We start from the raw sequence: 16,763 nt of genomic DNA, 5'->3' as shown, positions 1-16,763 counted from the left end.
CTTCCCTGCGCTGACTGGCTTCATGGCCCGTCGCCGAAACTCCTTCCGCTCACTTCGTTCGCTGTGCACAGCCTCACCCCCCGCGACGCGCGCTAGACCAGGCGCAAAGCACGCGCCCGAACCAACGCCCCCACCCGCGTCCCCACCCCCAGCTTCGCGAAGATGTTCTTCACGTGCCACTTCACGGTGGTCAACGAGATCTGTGCCCGCGCGCTGATCTGCTGGTTGCTCAAGCCCTGGGCCAGCAGCGCCAGCACCTCCAGCTCGCGCGCGGTCAGCGCATCCACCGCATGCGCGGGCCGCGCCTCGCCGCGCCCGAGCGCGGCGCCGAACACCCGCAGCACATGCTCGGGCATCAGCCTGCGCATCGTCGGCACCTGCAGCGCGGCCACCAGCACCTCGTGGAAGCGCGGGTTGTCGTCGAACCAGCTGCGCGACGGCGCATGGCCGCGCGCACGCAACAGCGACCGGTGCAGGCACTGCAGCGCCTCGTCGCGCGTGCCGGCCTCCCACAGGTTGCTGGCCAGCGCAGCCTCGATGGCATGCAGGCGCAGCACATGACCCGCCGCCTCGGCGCTGCCTCGCAGCACCTGCAGCACCGCGCGGGCCTCGTCGAGCCGCTGCGCGTGCGACAGCAGCGCAGCGTGCGCCATGCCGCGCCGCTCCCAGGCTTCGTCGTACGGCCGCGTCTCTCGCCACTCGCTGCCATCGCCGATGCCGAACTCCGCCGCGCAGTCGCGCGCCCGCACCGGCTCGTCGATGGCGAGCCACAGCCGCACCTTGTCGAAGCCGACCTGCGCCGCGAAGCGCCGCTCGTGGCTGCCGCCGAGCACGCCGTGCAGGTAGTCGAGCAGCCGCATCGCGGCCTCGGGCTCGTGCTCGGCGGCATGCACGCGGGCCAGCGTGCGCGTGGCGGCCACCAGCGTCTCGTAGGTGCCGCCGGCTTCCACCAGCGGCAGCAGTTCCTCGCACAGCGCACGCGCTTCGGGCAGGCGGTTGGTCTCGTAGCGCAGCACCGCGAGCGCGGTCGCCGCATTCGCCCATGCCGCATTGCGCGGGCCGTTGCGCGCGCCGGACCACAACGCTTCCACGCGCCGCGCGGCCGAGCCGAAGTCGCCCTTTGCCCGCTCCACCAGCGCCAGCAGGCTGCTGGCATAGCCCTCGCCGTACGGGCTGATCGGCTGCAGGATCTCGCGCGCGCGCATCGCGAGTCGCCACGCGGCATCGAAGCGGTGTGCGCAGAACAGCGCATACGCCCGGTTGACCAGCTGCAGCCCGCGCAGCTGCGCATCGCCGTCGCTCTCGTCGGCCGCCGGCGCCTCGTCGACCAGTGCCGCCGGTTCGCCGAGCAGCGCCTGCAGGATCTGCTGCAGCGTGCGCAGGTGGAAGCCGAATGGCGCGCCCTCGTGCGTCGCAGGATCCGCGGCCAGGTGGCGCAGCATCGCGCGCGCCTCGTCGAAGCGGCGGCACAGCACCAGGCAGGTGGTGAAGGTCACACCCAGCGCCGGCCGGGCCAGCAGTTGCTGCCGCGGCAGCCGCTCGCACCAGCGCACCACCTCGGCGATGTCGCCCGATTGCTGCCAGCGCGCGGCGGCGCGCTCCATCAGCTCGGCACACCACGCCGGCTCGCCGGACTGGAAGGCATGGGTGAGCGCCTCGGCGAAGCGCAGCTGCGCGGCATACCAATGGCTGGCGCGGGCGTGCAACGCGCGCTGGCGCGCCGGGTCGGCCGCCAGCCGGCTGCGCAGGAAGCCGAGGAACAGCGGGTGGTAGCGGAAGGTCAGCCCGTGGCTGTCCTGCGCGGCGACGAACAGCTGGCTGCGCTCAAGCTTCTCGAGCACCGCCTGCGCGCCGTCGCGGCCGAGCAGCGCATCGCACAGCTCGCCGGTCATCGCATCGACGACGCTGGTCGACACCAGGAACTCCTGCATCGGCGCGTCCTGCTCGCTCAGCACCTCTCGCTGCAGGTAGGCGGCCAGGTCGACATGGCCGCCGTCGAAATCGCCGAGTGCGGCATCCAGCCCGCCGGCCTCGTGCGGGCGGGCCGCCAGCGCCAGCAGCCCGAGCTTGACGCCGGCCGTCCAGCCCTGCGTGGTCTCCAGCAGGCGCTCAGCCTGCGCCCGGCTCAGCGGCTCGGCCATCAGCTTGCGGCCGAGCTGCACGACCTGTGCGGCGTCGAACGCGAGGTCGCCGCCGTCCAGCACTTCCAGCTGGTCGCGCAGCCGCCAGGCCGGCAGGTTCAGCGCCGGCACGCAGCGGCCCGACAGCACCCAGTGCACACCGGGCGCGCAGGCGGCCAGCAACGCATCGAGCAAGGCAAGGCAGCGCGCGTCCTGCGCGTGGTGCACGTCGTCGATGACGATCAGCAGCTCGCCGCTGCGCTGCGCGAGCAGGCCTTGCAAGACCGGCGCGGCGCTCTCCGCAGCGGGCGCCGAGGCGGGCTGCACACCGGCCGCGGCCAGGCTGGCCAGCAGCCGCGCGGCCAGGGCCTGCGGGCCGGACAGCGGGCCGTCGAGCGTCAGCCACGCCACCGTCCGCCGCTGCCGGCGCTGGCGGAACCACTGGGTCAGCAGGCTCGTCTTGCCGGCGCCGGCCGGCGCGGCCACCAGCACGAGGCGCAGCTTGGACGCGGCATCGAGCCGCGCCATCAGGGCAGGGCGCGAGACGCTGGAGGGCGCCAGCAGCGGGGGCTCGATCGTCGTTTCTGACATCGCGGGCGGCCGGGAAGGGTGAACCCTGGCAGGGGCGCGGGAGTGTAGCGCCCCCTCCCGGCGGAGGGGGCGCGGCAGGCGGCCGCTCCCTACGATCCAGCCGCGAGCCACCGTCGGGGCAGCCCGCATCCAACAAAGAAACAAGGAGACACCACATGCAAGCGCATCCCATGCCGGGTCGGGGCAGGCCGCGGCCCATCCTGTCCTCGTTGCTGTCGTCATTGCTGTCGTCGTTGGCGTTCGCGATGGCCTTGTGCACGGCGCTCTGGTCCGCCCCAGCACAGGCCCAGGCGCCGTCGTTCATGCAGTTCGAAAGCGGCCCGGTGCGGCCGATGGCGATGTCGCCCGACCGCACGCGGCTGTTCGTCGCGAACACGCCCAACAACACGCTCGACGTCTTCAACATCGCCGGGGCCGCGCCGCAGCTCGTCGCGCGGGTGCCGGTCGGGCTGGAGCCGGTGTCGGTCGCGGTGCGTGGCAACACCGAGGTGTGGGTCGTCAACCACCTGTCCGACAGCGTCAGCATCGTCGACCTCGGCGGCACGCCGCGGGTGGTGCGCACGCTGCTGGTCGGCGACGAGCCGCGCGACGTCGTGTTCGCCGGCAACCCGGAGCGCGCCTTCATCACCACCGCGCACCGCGGGCAGCAGCGCAGCGACCCGTCGCTCGCCGGCGTGCCCGGCGCCGGCGACCCGCAGCTGACGACGCCCGGCATCGGCCGGGCCGACGTGTGGGTGTTCAACCCGGCGAACCTCGGCAGCGCGTTCGGCGGCCTGCCTCTGCGCATCATGAGCTTCTTCAGCGACACGCCGCGCGCCCTGGCGGTGAGCCCCGACCGCAGCACGGTCTACGTTGCTGCTTTCAAGTCGGGCAACCAGACCACCACGCTGCTGGCCGGCGTGATCTGCGGCGGCTTCAACCCGAACCTCCCCTGCCTCGGGCCCAACTTCAAGATCATGCCCGGCGGCAACCCCGGCCCGAAGACCAACTTCGAAGGCAGGCAGGCGCCGGAGGTCGGCCTGATCGTCAAGTTCAACAAGGCCACCGGACGCTGGGAAGACGAACTGCATCGCAACTGGAACAACGCGGTGCAGTTCCGCCTGCCGGACCGCGACGTGTTCGCCGTCGATGCCAACACGCTGGCGCAGAAGACCAGCTGGTCGGGCGTCGGCACGGTGCTGTTCAACATGGTGACCAATCCGGTCAGCGGCGCGGTCTACGTGTCGAACACCGAGGCCATCAACGAAGCCCGCTTCGAAGGCCCCGGCACCTACGCCGGCCACACGGTGCAGGGCAAGCTGGCGCAGACGCGCATCACCGTGCTGGCGGGCGCCAACGTGTCGCCGCGCCACCTGAACAAGCACATCGACTATTCGAAGCTGCCGTCCAACCCGGGCTTCGACTGGACGATGAAGAACCATTCGCTGGCGATGCCGCTCGACATGGCGGTCACCGGCGACGGCCGCACGCTGTACGTCGCGGCCTTCGGATCGAGCCGCATCGGCGTGTTCGACACCGCTTCGCTCGAGAACGACAGCTTCGACCCGCGCAGCGCGAGCGCGCGCTACATCGAGCTGGCCGGCGGCGGCCCGAGCGGGCTGGTGCTCGACGAGGCGCGCGGCCGCCTCTACGTCACCACGCGCTTCGACAACGCGCTCAAGGTGGTCGACCTGGCCACGCGCGCGACGCTGTCGTCGGTCGCGATGAAGAACCCCGAGCCGGCCGCGGTGCGCACCGGCCGGCCGTTCCTGTACGACGCGCGCCGCTTCTCGGCCAACGGCGAGGCCTCGTGCGCGAGCTGCCACACCTTCGGCGACACCGACGACCTGGCGTGGGACCTCGGCAACCCCGACGACCGCGTCACCAACAACCCGATCGTGAAGAACCTGGCGTCGCCGCTGGAGATCACGCTCGGCAAGGTGCTGTTCGGCGTCAAGTCGCCGGTCAACGGCAGCGACAACGCCAACGAATTCCACCCGATGAAGGGGCCGATGACGACGCAGACGCTGCGCGGCATGCGCAACTCCGGCGCGATGCACTGGCGTGGCGACCGGGCGACCGGGCTGTTCGGCAGCAGCGGCACCGACAGCACCTTGTCGTTCAAGAACTTCGCGGTGGCCTTCGAAGGACTGCTCGGCGGCACCGCGCCGCTGAGCGAGGCCGAGATGCAGCAGTTCGCCGACTTCCAGCTGCCGGTGATGCTGCCGCCGAACCCGATCCGCAAGCTCGACAACACGCTGACCGCACCGCAGCAGCGCGGGCGCAGCTTCTACAGCGGCACGCGGCCATCGGACGGCATCGACCTCGGCGCGCTCGGCGGGCTGGTGCCGAACCAGACGGCGTTCACCTGCGAAGGCTGCCACCGGCTCGATCCGGCCAACGGCTTCTTCGGCACCGGCGGGCGCGCCAGCTTCGAGGGCATCACGCAGATCGTGAAGATCCCGCACTTGCGCAACATGTACCAGAAGGTCGGCATGTTCGGCGCGCCGCGGGTGGAGTTCTTCGGCGCGCCCGACACCGGCTTCCTGGGCGACCAGGTGCGCGGTTTCGGCTTCGTCAACGACGGCTCGGTCGACACGCTGTTCCGCTTCTTCACCGCCAAGGTGTTCAACCCGCAGCTCACCGTCGGCTTCCCGATCGTGGACCCGGATGCGACGCGGCGCGACGTGGTCGATTTCATGATGGCCTTCGACAGCGACCTCGCGCCGATCGTCGGGCAGCAGGTCACGCTGAACAGCGGCAATGCCGCGGCGGTGGCCGGCCGCATCAACCTGCTGCTGCAGCGCGCGGCCACGCCGTTCACGTCGAAGGACCTGGGCGGCGCGACCACCGAGTGCAGCCTGGTGGTGCGCATCGTCGAGGCCGGCGTGTCGCGCGGGCTGCTCTACAACCCGACCGCGCAGGCCTTCGTCGCGTCCGACGGCAGCCAGCGCAGCGATGCGGCCGTGCGGGCGCTGGCGACGGTGCCGGGGCAGGAGGCGACGTACACCTGCGCGCCCCCGGGGTCGGGGGCGCGCATCGCATACGACTCCTGAGGGGGAACGTCAGGCTGTGCTGCGGCGCAGCTTGACGGCCGGGAAATCGACCGGCACCGCGAGGGCCACGTTGACGTAGTTGGTGAACAGGTTCAGCGCGACGTGGGCGACGATCTCGACGACCTGTTCGTCGTCGAAGCCCGCGCCGCGCAGCGCCTGCACATCGGCATCGCCGACCTGCCCGCGCTCGTTGACCAGCTTCAGCACGAAGCGCAGCGCGGCGGCCGTCTTCGGGTCGACCGATTCGCCGTGCTGTGCCGCGGTCATTTCTTCGCTGGTGGCGCCGGCCTTGCGGCCGAGGGCGGTGTGGGCGGCGAGGCAGTACTCGCAGGCATTCCGGTCGGCCACCGCGACGGCGATCTGTTCGCCGAGCTTCGCCGGGATCGAGCCGCCGCCCAACGCGCCGAAGCTGCCCCACAGGCTCTTCAACGCGGCGCTGGAGTTGGCGACGGCGCGGAACATCGCCGGCGTGGTGCCGAAGGCGGCCTGGATCTGGTCGAGCACCTGCTTGCGCTCGCCGTTGGCAGTCTTGGGGTCGATGAGTTGAACGCGGGACATGGTGGTTTCCTTGGAGGGTTCGAAGTCGGGGTGAAAGAGGTTCGGCAGCTGCTGGTCGCCAGTGTGCGTCGTGAAGCCGTACTATTGGGCACCTATCGTCCTGACGACATGACTGATCGTCCAGGTCGCGCCCTTCACCACTGTCGCCCCATGAGCCCACCCGACCCGGCCCCGATCGACCGCCTGTCCAGCCTGCTGGAGCGCTTCAAGGTGCGCGCGCGGCTGTTCCACCAGGGCCCGCTGTGCGGCACCACGCACTTTCCGGCGGTGGCGGGCCGCGGCTTCCTGCACGTGATGCGGCGCGGCGAGATGGAGCTGCGCCATGGCGCGACGACGCGACTGAGGCGGCGCATCGTCGTCGCCGAGCCGACGCTGCTGTTCTACCCGCGGCCGCTGTCGCATGCGTTCCGCAATCCGCCGGTGGACGGCTCGGATTTCGTCTGCGCCGAGCTGGAGTTCGATGGCGGCGAGCGCAACCCGCTGGTGCGGGCGTTGCCGCCGCTGATCGTGCTGCCGTTGTCGCAGGTCGACGGCCTGGAGCCGGCGCTCGCGCTGCTGTTCAGCGAGGCCGAGCGGCTGCGCTGCGGGCAGCGCCTGCTGGCCGATCGCCTGTTCGAGGTGGTGCTGATCCAGCTGCTGCGCTGGCTGATCGACCACCCGGCCGAGGCCGGCATGCCGCAGGGGCTGCTGACGGGGCTGTCGGACCCACGGCTGGCGCGCGCGCTGGTGGCGCTGCACGACGCGCCGGGCGAGCCATGGAGCCTGGCCGCGATGGCGCGCGAGGCGGGCATGTCGCGCAGCGCCTTCGCCGTCGCGTTCAAGACCGCGGTCGGCCAGCCGCCGGCAGGCTACCTGGCCGACTGGCGGCTCAGCTTGGCGCAGGCGCAGTTGCGCGAGGGCCGCTCGGTCAAGGCGATCGCCGATGAGCTGGGGTATGCGAGCGCGTCGGCGCTGTCGCGCCTGTTCAGCCAGCGGGTGGGACACTCGCCGCGTCACTGGCTGGAGCAGGACCGTGGCTGAGGTGTTGCCGGGCCATCGGTAGACTTGCTCCCATGACCGCGACACTCCGCGCCATTCGCGCCGACATCACGACCCTGGCCGTCGACGCGATCGTCAATGCCGCGAATTCGTCACTGCTGGGAGGCGGTGGCGTCGACGGAGCGATCCACCGCGCAGCCGGGCCGGAGCTCCTCCATGAATGCCGGCTGCTGGGCGGCTGCAAGACGGGCGATGCGAAGCTGACGAAAGGCCATCGGCTGAAGGCGAAGTACATCGTCCACACCGTCGGGCCGGTCTGGCGTGGCGGTGGGCACGGTGAGGCGGACCTGCTGGCGTCCTGCTACCGGAGGTCGCTCGACGTCGCCGCTTCGAAGGGCGTCAGGTCGCTGGCGTTCCCGAGCATCAGCACCGGCATCTACGGGTATCCGGTCGAGTTGGCTGCTCGGGTGGCCGTGACCACGATGCGTGCACTTCTGCCGCAGTTTCCCGATGTCGAGGAGGTCGTGTTCTGCTGCTTCTCGGCGAGCGATCTGGCGGTCTATGACAGCGCCATCAAGGAGCATCCTTCAAATGATGGATGAACTTGTTGCATCCACCTCAAAGAGGACTGGCGGCATCCCGATGATTCGATAGGATCTGCACGTTGCGTGCGTCTCGATGCAGACGTCATCGCCTGACAAGCGGCCCCGGTCGGGCCAGCCTCGCTCACAAACGCGAGGCGGTACGGACTGAGCGGCCTCGGGAGGATTCCAGTGTTCAAGAGTGACGATGTCGTCATGCTGCGGCATGGCACGGCGCGGGTGTGGTTTGCGCGGGTTGCGGCTCGCCTGATAGGGGTGACGGCGTTGGCGGTATTTGCTGCGGGATCGACGCAGGCACAGACCGCCGTCGCCGTCCAGCCGCCGAACATGGCAGGGCCCGTGGCCGGAGCCCTCGCTGGCAAGGCTTCGGTGAACGCTGGCGTAGCGACCTATGAGGTGCAGATCAGCGTGCCGCCCGGCACGGCCGCCATCGCGCCGAGCGTCTCGCTGCACTATGGCAGCCAGTCCGGGATGGGCTACCTCGGGCGTGGCTGGTCGCTCGGTGGGCAGTCGAGCATCACGCGCTGTGGCAAGACCTTCGTTCCGGATGGCGTGCGCACTGCGGTGTCGTTGACGGCGGCCGACCAGTTCTGTCTCGACGGGCAGCGCTTGTTGCTGGTGTTGGGCACCCACGGCGCGACGGCAGAGTACCGAACGCGCATCGACGGATTCAGCAAGATCGTCTCCACCGGCTCCGATCCGGCCAAGGGCCCCGACTCGTGGACGGTGTATCCGAAGACCGGCGCGGTAATGACCTACGGCGGCACTGCCGATTCGACGATCGAGGCGCAGGGGGCGACGCAGGTGCTTCGTTGGGCGCTGTCGCGCTCGCAAGATCGGCGCGGCAACTACTTCACGCTGCATTACGTCGAGAACAACGCGGCCGGCGAGTTCTATCCGGATCGCATCCGCTACACCGGCAACGATGCAAGCGGACTGGTGCCGTACAACGCGGTCAACTTCATTTACGCAACGCGACCGGATCCGTGGCAGGGTTACGTGGCGGGCACGCTGCTCAGCCGCACGCAGCGGCTGGTGGCCATCCAGACGCGCATCGAGACCGCGGCCGATGGCAGCGGCGGCACGTTGGCGCGCGACTACCGCATCGCGTACAAGACGAACCCGGTGAATGGGCGCAGCCTGGTCGACACCATCAGCGATTGCGACGGTGCAGGAAATTGTCTGCCCGCGACGCGTTTCGACTGGACGGTGCGCGACAGCGCGGCGAACACCTTCAGCGCCGCGGGCAGTGGCGACTGGGGCGGTCCGGTGCCGTCGCTGCAGAACATCACCCAGGCCAATGTGCAACTGGGTACCAAGACCCAGCAGACGCAGACGCAAGTGCTGATGGGCGATTTCGACGGCGACGGGGCGATGGATCTGCTGCGCTCCGAAGGCAATGGCATTTGGCGCATGTGCCTGTCTCGGCGCACTCGTTTCGATTGCCAAGCCTGGGCCGGGCCGGCCGTCGGCGTCAATCCGATCAGCGGTTCGCTGCCGGTGATGCAGGGCGATTTCAACGGAGACGGGCGCACGGACCTTGCCATCGTGCCGGACACCAACAGGCCGGGCTGGACCATCTGCCTGTCCACCGGCAGTTCGTTCTCGTGCACCCCCTGGACGGCCCAATCCTCGGGCGTCAACTCGAACCTGGTGGGTGACTTCAACGGCGACGGGCGCGACGACATCATCGTGTTGGACCGCCGCCAGGACAAAGGCGGAACCAAGTTGTGCCTTGCGGTGGGAACCGGGGGTTGCAGCGTCATCGATGCCGTCGACTTCGTGGCGGCCATCCAGACCGACTCCGAGACCGGCCCGAACATCCTTCGCACCACAGGCGACTTCAACGGCGATGGACGCACCGATTTCATCATCACCCAGAAGTCGGGACGCTTCAGCGATGCCAGTGTCTACCTGATGGGCGATCAAGGGCTGGTGTGGTCCCGCCCGATGGGGGCGACAAACTTCTTCCTGCCCGTGATCCCCAACCCTGGCACCACGCAACTTGGTGATCACAACGGAGACCCTTATGACAGTTATTCCGACGCCTTCGAGGCACACAACCTGAACAGCGTCTTCACCACGCAGGTGTGCCACTCCACTGGCACGCAATTGCTGTGCTCGTTGGTGCAGGACAGCAGCGCATCGGTCTTGCTGTCGGACATGTTGGACTACGACGGCGACGGTCGCGTGGACGCCTTGAGCAACGGAGCCAAGGTGTGCCAGGTTGGCGAAAGCGCGCCGTACAAGACCGGCACCACCTTCGGGGGCGACGTGAATGTGGTCTGCACGCCCTGGACACCGACCAACATGGGCAGCATTTCGGACGTCACGGCCACCTACGTCGGCGACTTCAATGGCGACGGGATTCCAGACCGCGCCTCGTACATCGAATCCGCTGGTACCTGGCGCGTGATGCTGGCGGGCAATGGCGGCTTCACTGATCTGCTGTCCGCCGTGACCGACGGAGAAGGGAATCGGAACCAGTTCAGCTACAAGCACATGGGCGACCCGACGGTGTACACGCGCGGTGCGGACGTGATATTCCCCGCCCGCAACGTCGTCAGTGGTCCGCCGCTGGTGTCACAGCAACGCCGTGGCAACGCCCTGGGCGGATGGCTGAGCACCGACTACCGTTACCAGGGACTGCGCAATCATCTTCAGGGATTGGGCTCACTCGGCTTCGAGAGCATCACGGCGGTCGACAACGTGACGGCGACGACGCAGCTCACCAGCTTCCGGCAGGATGACCCCTTCATCGGCATGCCCAGTCAGGTGAAGGCTACACAAGCCAATGGCGTGGTGCTGAGCCAGACGGACACGCAGTACGCGGCTTTCGCAACGACTGGTGGAGCGCTTCATCCCTACACCGTTGGCAAAACGTCTGTCACGCGCGACCTCGACGGCTCGCCGATGGCGAGGAGCGTCAGCCAGGTCAACGGAATAGATGCATTTGGGAACGTCACCGCCAACACAGAAACAGTGAGCGGCGGCGACAGTTTCACGTCGGTCACCAGCAACACCTACGACAACCTCCAGGCCAGCTGGCTGATCGGGCTGTTGCGCAAGACGACGGTGACGAAGTCGGCGCAACAGGCGGGCGACGTGGCAGCGACGCCGGCCGCGCTGTCCTTCTCGGCGTGCAACACCTCGAGCCCGGCGGCCATGTCGGCGCTGGCGTGGATGAGCTGCACGCTCGTCAACACCGGCCAGACGGTGGCCGCATCGATCGCGTACGCCGCGCCGGCGGGCATGACGGTGAACGGCCCGGCCAACTGCTCGGCGAACACCGCCGACTGCGGCGCGGTGGTGCTGACCTCGGGCGCGGCCGCCGGCACCTACGGCGGCACGCTGAGTGCCACGCCGTCGCCGGCGGGCAGCGCCGCATCGAAGGCGGTGTCGCTGACGGTGGCGCCGCCTCCGCTGGTCTTCGTGCCGGTGTCGACGCAGTGGGGCACGGTTGGTGCAGCGTCCGACTCGGGCGACTGGCCGACGATCAAGAACAACAGCAGCGTGTCGCTGCTGGTCACCGCGCACACGACCGCCGCCGGGCCGGCGGGCATGTGGTCGTGGCAAGGCCAGGCCGGCTACTGCCAGCCGGGCAGCACCGTGCTTGCGCCCGGTGCGTCGTGCCAGACCTTCTTCGGCACCGGCGGCCTGGCCACGCCGGGCAGCTACACGGCGACCGACCAGATCGGCTACCAGGTGGTCGGCGCGACCGGCACGACCTACACCGTGCAGCAGAGCTATGGCTTCTCGATGGCGAGCACCACGCCGAGCGTGGGCAGCCTGTCGTTCGGCAACGTGCCGATGAACACGACCAGCGCGACGCAGAGTTTCACGCTGACCAACAACGCGACGAATGGCGGCACGCTCGCGAACCTGTCGATCGCGCTGACCGGCGCGAAGCCGGGGGACTTTGCGCTGACGCACACCTGCGGCAGCGGTCTCGCCGCGGGCGCGGCTTGCACGGTGACCGTGAGCTTCAAGCCGACCGCGATCGCCAACGGCATCGGTGCCACGCTGCAGGTGCAGGGGTCGTATCCGCGCATGCAAGGCGGGGCCAACGGGGGCTACATCCTTGCGAATGGCGTGAACCTCGCGATCCCGGTGGCGGGCAACGGCACTGGCACGATCGCCACGCTGACCTCGGCGGCGAACCTCGTCGTGCCCGCAACCTGGTACGGCGGAGGTGCGCAGACGGTGACGGCCACCTACCGCAACGACGGCAACCTGCCGATGAGCCTGGCCTCGCCGGCGCTGGCAGCGCCGCTGAGCGTGGCAAGCAACGGCTGCAGCGCCGTGGCGGCGGGCGCGAGCTGCAACCTGGTGATCGCTGCGGCGACCAATGTGCCTGGCATCGGCCAGAGCCAGGCCTTTGCCCCGAGCGGCGCCACCACTGCACCGGCTGCGACGACGGTGACGTGGACCACGCAATCGGCGGTGCCACGCTGGAGCCCGACGAGCCTGGCCTTCGGCAACGTGGGCGTGGGCAACTCGGCCTCGCAGAACCTGACGCTCGTCAACGATGGCAACGTGGCCTACAACTGGGCTGCCAATTCGGGCATCGCGAACCTGCCGGCCGGCTTCAGCGTGAACACCGGCGGCTGCGCCAACGTGGCGCCGGGTGGCAGCTGCACGGCGACGGTGAGCTTCGCGCCGAGTGCGGCGACGAGCCAGGGCGGCAGCGGCATCTCGATGAGCGCGGCCTCGTACAACAGCAACACCTTCAGCGTCTCGGGCACCGGCTATGTCATTCCGATCCTCACGGCGTATGGTGCCCCGGTCAGCGCCACGTCGACGGCACCCACGCCGGCGGTGGCTTATGCGAGCTACCGCAACAGCACGCCGACGCCGACAACGCTGAACCTGTCGTTCAGCAGCAGCGGCCTGACGTTGGGCAGCACGACCATGACGTGTCCGGCCTGGTCGGAGCTCGGCGGCGGCAGCTGCAGCGGCGTGCGGATCGATTCGCCGGCCACTGCCGGCACCTACACCGGCACGATCACCGGCACGTCGTCGATGGGCGGCAGCGTGCCGCCGATCTCGGTGACGCTGACGGTGCTGCCGGCGCCGAGCAACACGACGATCACGTTGAGCCCGACCGCGCTGGACTATGGCGCGCAGGGATTGGACCGTACCTCAGTGGCGAGGACGGTGACGTTGTCGAACACGGGATCGGCGCCCGCACCGTTGACGACGGTGTTCCCGTCGGGTTCGGGCGGTTGGTCGTTCGAGCGACAAGGCGGCACCTGCCCGGTCGACGGGCAGCAACTCGCGGCCGGGGCGTCGTGCACGCTCGGCGTGGTCTTCGTCACCGGGTGCACCTCGGGCAGCGCAGCGGGCGACCTGAAGGTGCAGGGACAGAATTTCACGACCGCCACCGTGCGCCTGACCGGCACGATCAAGACGGGGAAGTGCACATGAGCGCGATTAAGAACAAGATGATTCGCGTCGCGTTTCGGGTGGCGCTGCTCGGGCTGAGCGTTGCAACGCAGGCGCAGACGCTTGGCCAGCCTGTCACGCGCACCGTCGCATTCGAATACGACGCCTACGGCACGTTGGTCAAACAGACGGTCGAGCCGGACGACGCCACCTACACGGTCACGACGGTCAGCGTGCCGCATCCGAATTACGGCGTGGTGACCAGTCGCACGACGAGCTGGAAGGATCCGCTCACGGGCGGTGCGAAGGCGCGCACCGAAGACACAGGGTATGACACGCGCTACCGCTACGCCGAGCGCAGCACGAACGCGAAGCAGCAGATCAGCACCAGCACGCACGATCCCGTCACCGGCCAGGTGCTGACAGCCACCGACCCCGACCTGCTTGTCAGCCGCTGGGAGTACGACGGCTGGGGCCGCAAGACTCGCGAGGTCCGGCCCGATGGCACTGCCACTTCGATGGCGTACCGGCAGTGCGTGGACAGTTGCCTGAACGGCGCGCTCACGGTGGCGATCACGCAGCACTGGGGTGGCCCCGGCCAGGCGAGCCAGACGGCGGTGCCCAGCGAAACCTTCACCGATGCGCTCGGCCGCCAAGTGTTGACGCGCAGCTGGGGCTTCGACGGCACGCCCGTGCTCGGCGAGAAGGTGTATGACGAACTGGGGCGGGTACTGCGCATCTCACGGCCGCATTTCGCCGGTGCGTCTGCTGTGTGGACCTGGTATGACACCCGCGATCCATTGGGCCGAGTGACGCAATTCCGCTCGCCCGACAAGACTGGCAGCAGCTACGACACCAGCAGCTATGCCTACCATGGGTTGAGCCGCACCAGCACGAACGCGCGCAACCAGACGCGCACCGAGCTGCGCAATGCGCTCGGCAAGGTGAGCGCGGTCACCGACAGCTACAACGCGACCACGGGCTACGTCTACGAGGCGTTCGGCGCCCTCGCGCGCACCACCGACCCGAAGGGCAACCAGATCACCATCGGCTACGACCGGATGGGACGGAAGACCTCGCTGTCGGACCCGAGCCTGGGTCGCTGGAGCTATGTGGTGGATCCCGTCGGCCAGACGCGTCAACAGGTGGATGCCAAGCAGCAGAGCACGACCTTCGAGTTCGACGACCTGGGCCGCATGACGCGACGGCTGGAGCCCGACCTGGACAGCCGTTGGGACTACGACACCGCCGCCCATGGGACTGGCGAACTGGCCGAGGCCTACACCTGGGCGGGCGGCACAAAGGACTACCGCCGTGTGCACAGTTACGACGCGGTGGGGCGGCCCAGCAGCACGGTGACGAGCCTGGACTGGGACTATGCGAGCACGGTGGGCTACGACGCTTTCGGGCGACCGCTGACAACGGCACACCAGCGCGCGGCCCGAGGTGCGGGGGCCACTGGCGTGACCAACGCCTTCGTACAGCACTACAACGCGCAGGGCTTCGTCGACCGGATCGACCGCAACGACGGCAGCAGCAGCAGCACCGTGTGGCAGGCCCAGGCGATCGATGCCGAAGGCCACACGACTCAGGAGCAACTGGGCAACGGCTTGGTGACGAGGCGCGGCTACAACCTGTACACCGGTCGATTGGAGAGCATTCGCAGCGGGCCAGGGGTCAGTGATGCGAGCGTCCAGAACGACAGCTACGACTACGATGCGCTGGGCAACCTGACGAGCCGCAGCCAGCTGGTGGCCAACGGCGGGGCGGTGTTGGCCGAGAGCTTCGGCTACGACGACCTGAACCGCCTGAACGCGAGCACCGTCAATGGCGTGACCCGCGGCGCTACGTACGACGCGATCGGCAATTTGACGAGCAAGACGGGCGTGGGGATCTACCGCTACCCGCCTTCGGGTGCTGGCAGCACCGGGCCGAGTGCAGTGAGCGCGGTGGCGGGCACGGTGGCCGGGCTCACGAACCCGGTGTTCAGCTACGACGCGATCGGCAACCAGGCGAGCGGGCTGGCCCGCAGCTACGCCTGGACTTCGTACAACATGGCGTCGAGCATCGACAAGCTCGACGGCGCGACCGCGGTACAGCGCACGGCCTTCATCTACAACACGGAACACGAGCGCACGCGGCAGGTGGTGAGCCCGATGAGCGGTGGCGCGCCAGGCGCGGCGAGCCGCACGATCTGGTATGGCGGTGGCATCGAGAAGGAGATCGATGCAGCGGCCAACACGACGACGATCCGAACCACCATGCCGTCGGGGTTGGGCTTCATCGAAGAGGAGTTCAGTGGCACCAACATTGCCGCGACGGCCAGTGGCACGCGCGACCTGCGCTACTTTCTGACAGACCACCTCGGTTCGACGTTGGTGATCGTCGACCAGGGCCAAGTGGTGCTGCAGCGCATGAGCTACGACGCGTGGGGGCGCCGGCGCAACGCTGACGGCACGGACGACACCGGTCCGCTGTGGGGCAGCCTGAAGAACACCGAGGACCACAGCGGCTACACCGGGCACGAGACGCTGGATCAGCTCGGCTTGGTGAACATGAACGCGCGCATGTACGACCCGATCCTCGGTCGGCACACGAGTGCTGACCCGACCGTGCCGGATCCCGCCAACGCGCAGGCGTTCAATCGCTACAGCTACGTGCTGAACAACGCATTGGTGTTCACGGACCCGACGGGGCTGTCCCCATCGACCAACGGCTTCGCCGATCATGGCGGAGGGATGTGGGACACGACGTTCGTCAACGAAAGTCCCTCGCCCGCTGCGGCGGGGGCCGGACGGGTGAGCGGGGTACCTTCTGGATCGGAGCAGTCCTGTACGCCGGCCAATACTTCGAAGGACTCGATCGGCCCGAGCCAGCCATCGCCCTCTGAACGCTTGCGAGCGGCAGCCACTGGCAACGGGATTGCAACCGCAGCTGTGGGTGTGGCGGAGAGCGTCGCGCGCGCCTTGGCTGCATTCCACGTCACGACAATCGACGACATTCCATACGATTACATGACGGGGCGCTTTCTGAGCCCGGGAGCCGCGCAAGACGCTCGAATTGAGACGGTCATATTCGGCGCGATGTCCGCCGTCGTTCCCGGAGCGGGGACAGAGATTGGGGAGCTCAAGCAGTCGGTTAAAGCAGGCGCCGATGTGGCAAAGGGATCAACTTCATTGTTCCGAGCAGTCGGCCCTGAGGAGCTGGCCGATATCGGATCCACAGGTGCATTGAGAAATTTGGGGTCGGCAGAAGGGAAGTACTTCACGACTTCGGCACCCGAAGCTTCAGCCTATGCAAAGCAGGCTGTCAAAGCGTTCGGCAATCAGCCATACACGATCATCAGGACGGATGTTCCGAATAGCATCTTCAAAGGCTTGTCGCCGGCGACTGTCGATCGAGGCATTCCAGCTTGGGTCATCCCAACGGACCGCGTGCCTGGGCTGGTACCGCGTGTGATTGATCACTCTCCTTCGCAACCAGCGGGGTTCTAA

Annotated in this window: 7 protein-coding genes; 5 read left to right on the top strand and 2 right to left on the bottom strand. The window is 68.5% G+C overall.

The features are described 5' to 3' along the window. Positions 1-92 precede the first annotated feature (92 nt). On the bottom strand, positions 93-2,711 hold the full coding sequence (locus FHT26_RS17175) for a winged helix-turn-helix domain-containing protein (protein ID WP_168561325.1): 2,619 nt from the start codon (positions 2,709-2,711) through the stop codon (positions 93-95). Positions 2,712-2,866: 155 nt separating this feature from the next. On the opposite strand from FHT26_RS17175, the gene FHT26_RS17170 reads away from it, so the two are divergent. After that, positions 2,867-5,746: a YncE family protein gene (locus tag FHT26_RS17170; protein ID WP_210427445.1), complete on the top strand. Its 2,880-nt coding sequence runs from the start codon at positions 2,867-2,869 to the stop codon at positions 5,744-5,746. A gap of 9 nt (positions 5,747-5,755) precedes the next feature. On the opposite strand, the gene FHT26_RS17165 is transcribed toward FHT26_RS17170, so the two are convergent. Further along, positions 5,756-6,304: a carboxymuconolactone decarboxylase family protein gene (locus FHT26_RS17165; protein ID WP_168561324.1), complete on the bottom strand. Its 549-nt coding sequence runs from the start codon at positions 6,302-6,304 to the stop codon at positions 5,756-5,758. 150 nt (positions 6,305-6,454) lie between these two features. Between FHT26_RS17165 and FHT26_RS17160 the strand changes: the two genes are divergently transcribed. From FHT26_RS17160 to FHT26_RS17145, 4 genes are all read left to right on the top strand, one after another. After that, positions 6,455-7,324, top strand: coding sequence for an AraC family transcriptional regulator (locus tag FHT26_RS17160; protein ID WP_168561323.1), 870 nt, complete (start codon positions 6,455-6,457; stop codon positions 7,322-7,324). A 32-nt stretch (positions 7,325-7,356) separates the two neighbouring features. Next, complete coding sequence (locus tag FHT26_RS17155) at positions 7,357-7,884, top strand: O-acetyl-ADP-ribose deacetylase (protein ID WP_168561322.1); 528 nt, start codon at positions 7,357-7,359, stop codon at positions 7,882-7,884. Positions 7,885-8,253: 369 nt separating this feature from the next. Beyond that, on the top strand, positions 8,254-13,311 hold the full coding sequence (locus tag FHT26_RS17150) for a choice-of-anchor D domain-containing protein (protein WP_168561321.1): 5,058 nt from the start codon (positions 8,254-8,256) through the stop codon (positions 13,309-13,311). Beyond that, positions 13,308-16,763 (top strand): RHS repeat domain-containing protein, encoded by a 3,456-nt coding sequence (locus FHT26_RS17145; protein ID WP_168561320.1) that lies wholly within the window; start codon positions 13,308-13,310, stop codon positions 16,761-16,763. Before FHT26_RS17150 ends, FHT26_RS17145 begins: the two co-directional genes overlap by 4 nt.

Source organism: Rhizobacter sp. SG703, assembly GCF_012275445.1.
In the GTDB taxonomy this organism is placed as follows: Bacteria; Pseudomonadota; Gammaproteobacteria; order Burkholderiales; family Burkholderiaceae_C; genus Rhizobacter.
The sequence above is the reverse complement of the archived record's forward strand: the minus strand, read 5'-3'. Positions and strand labels throughout refer to the sequence as shown.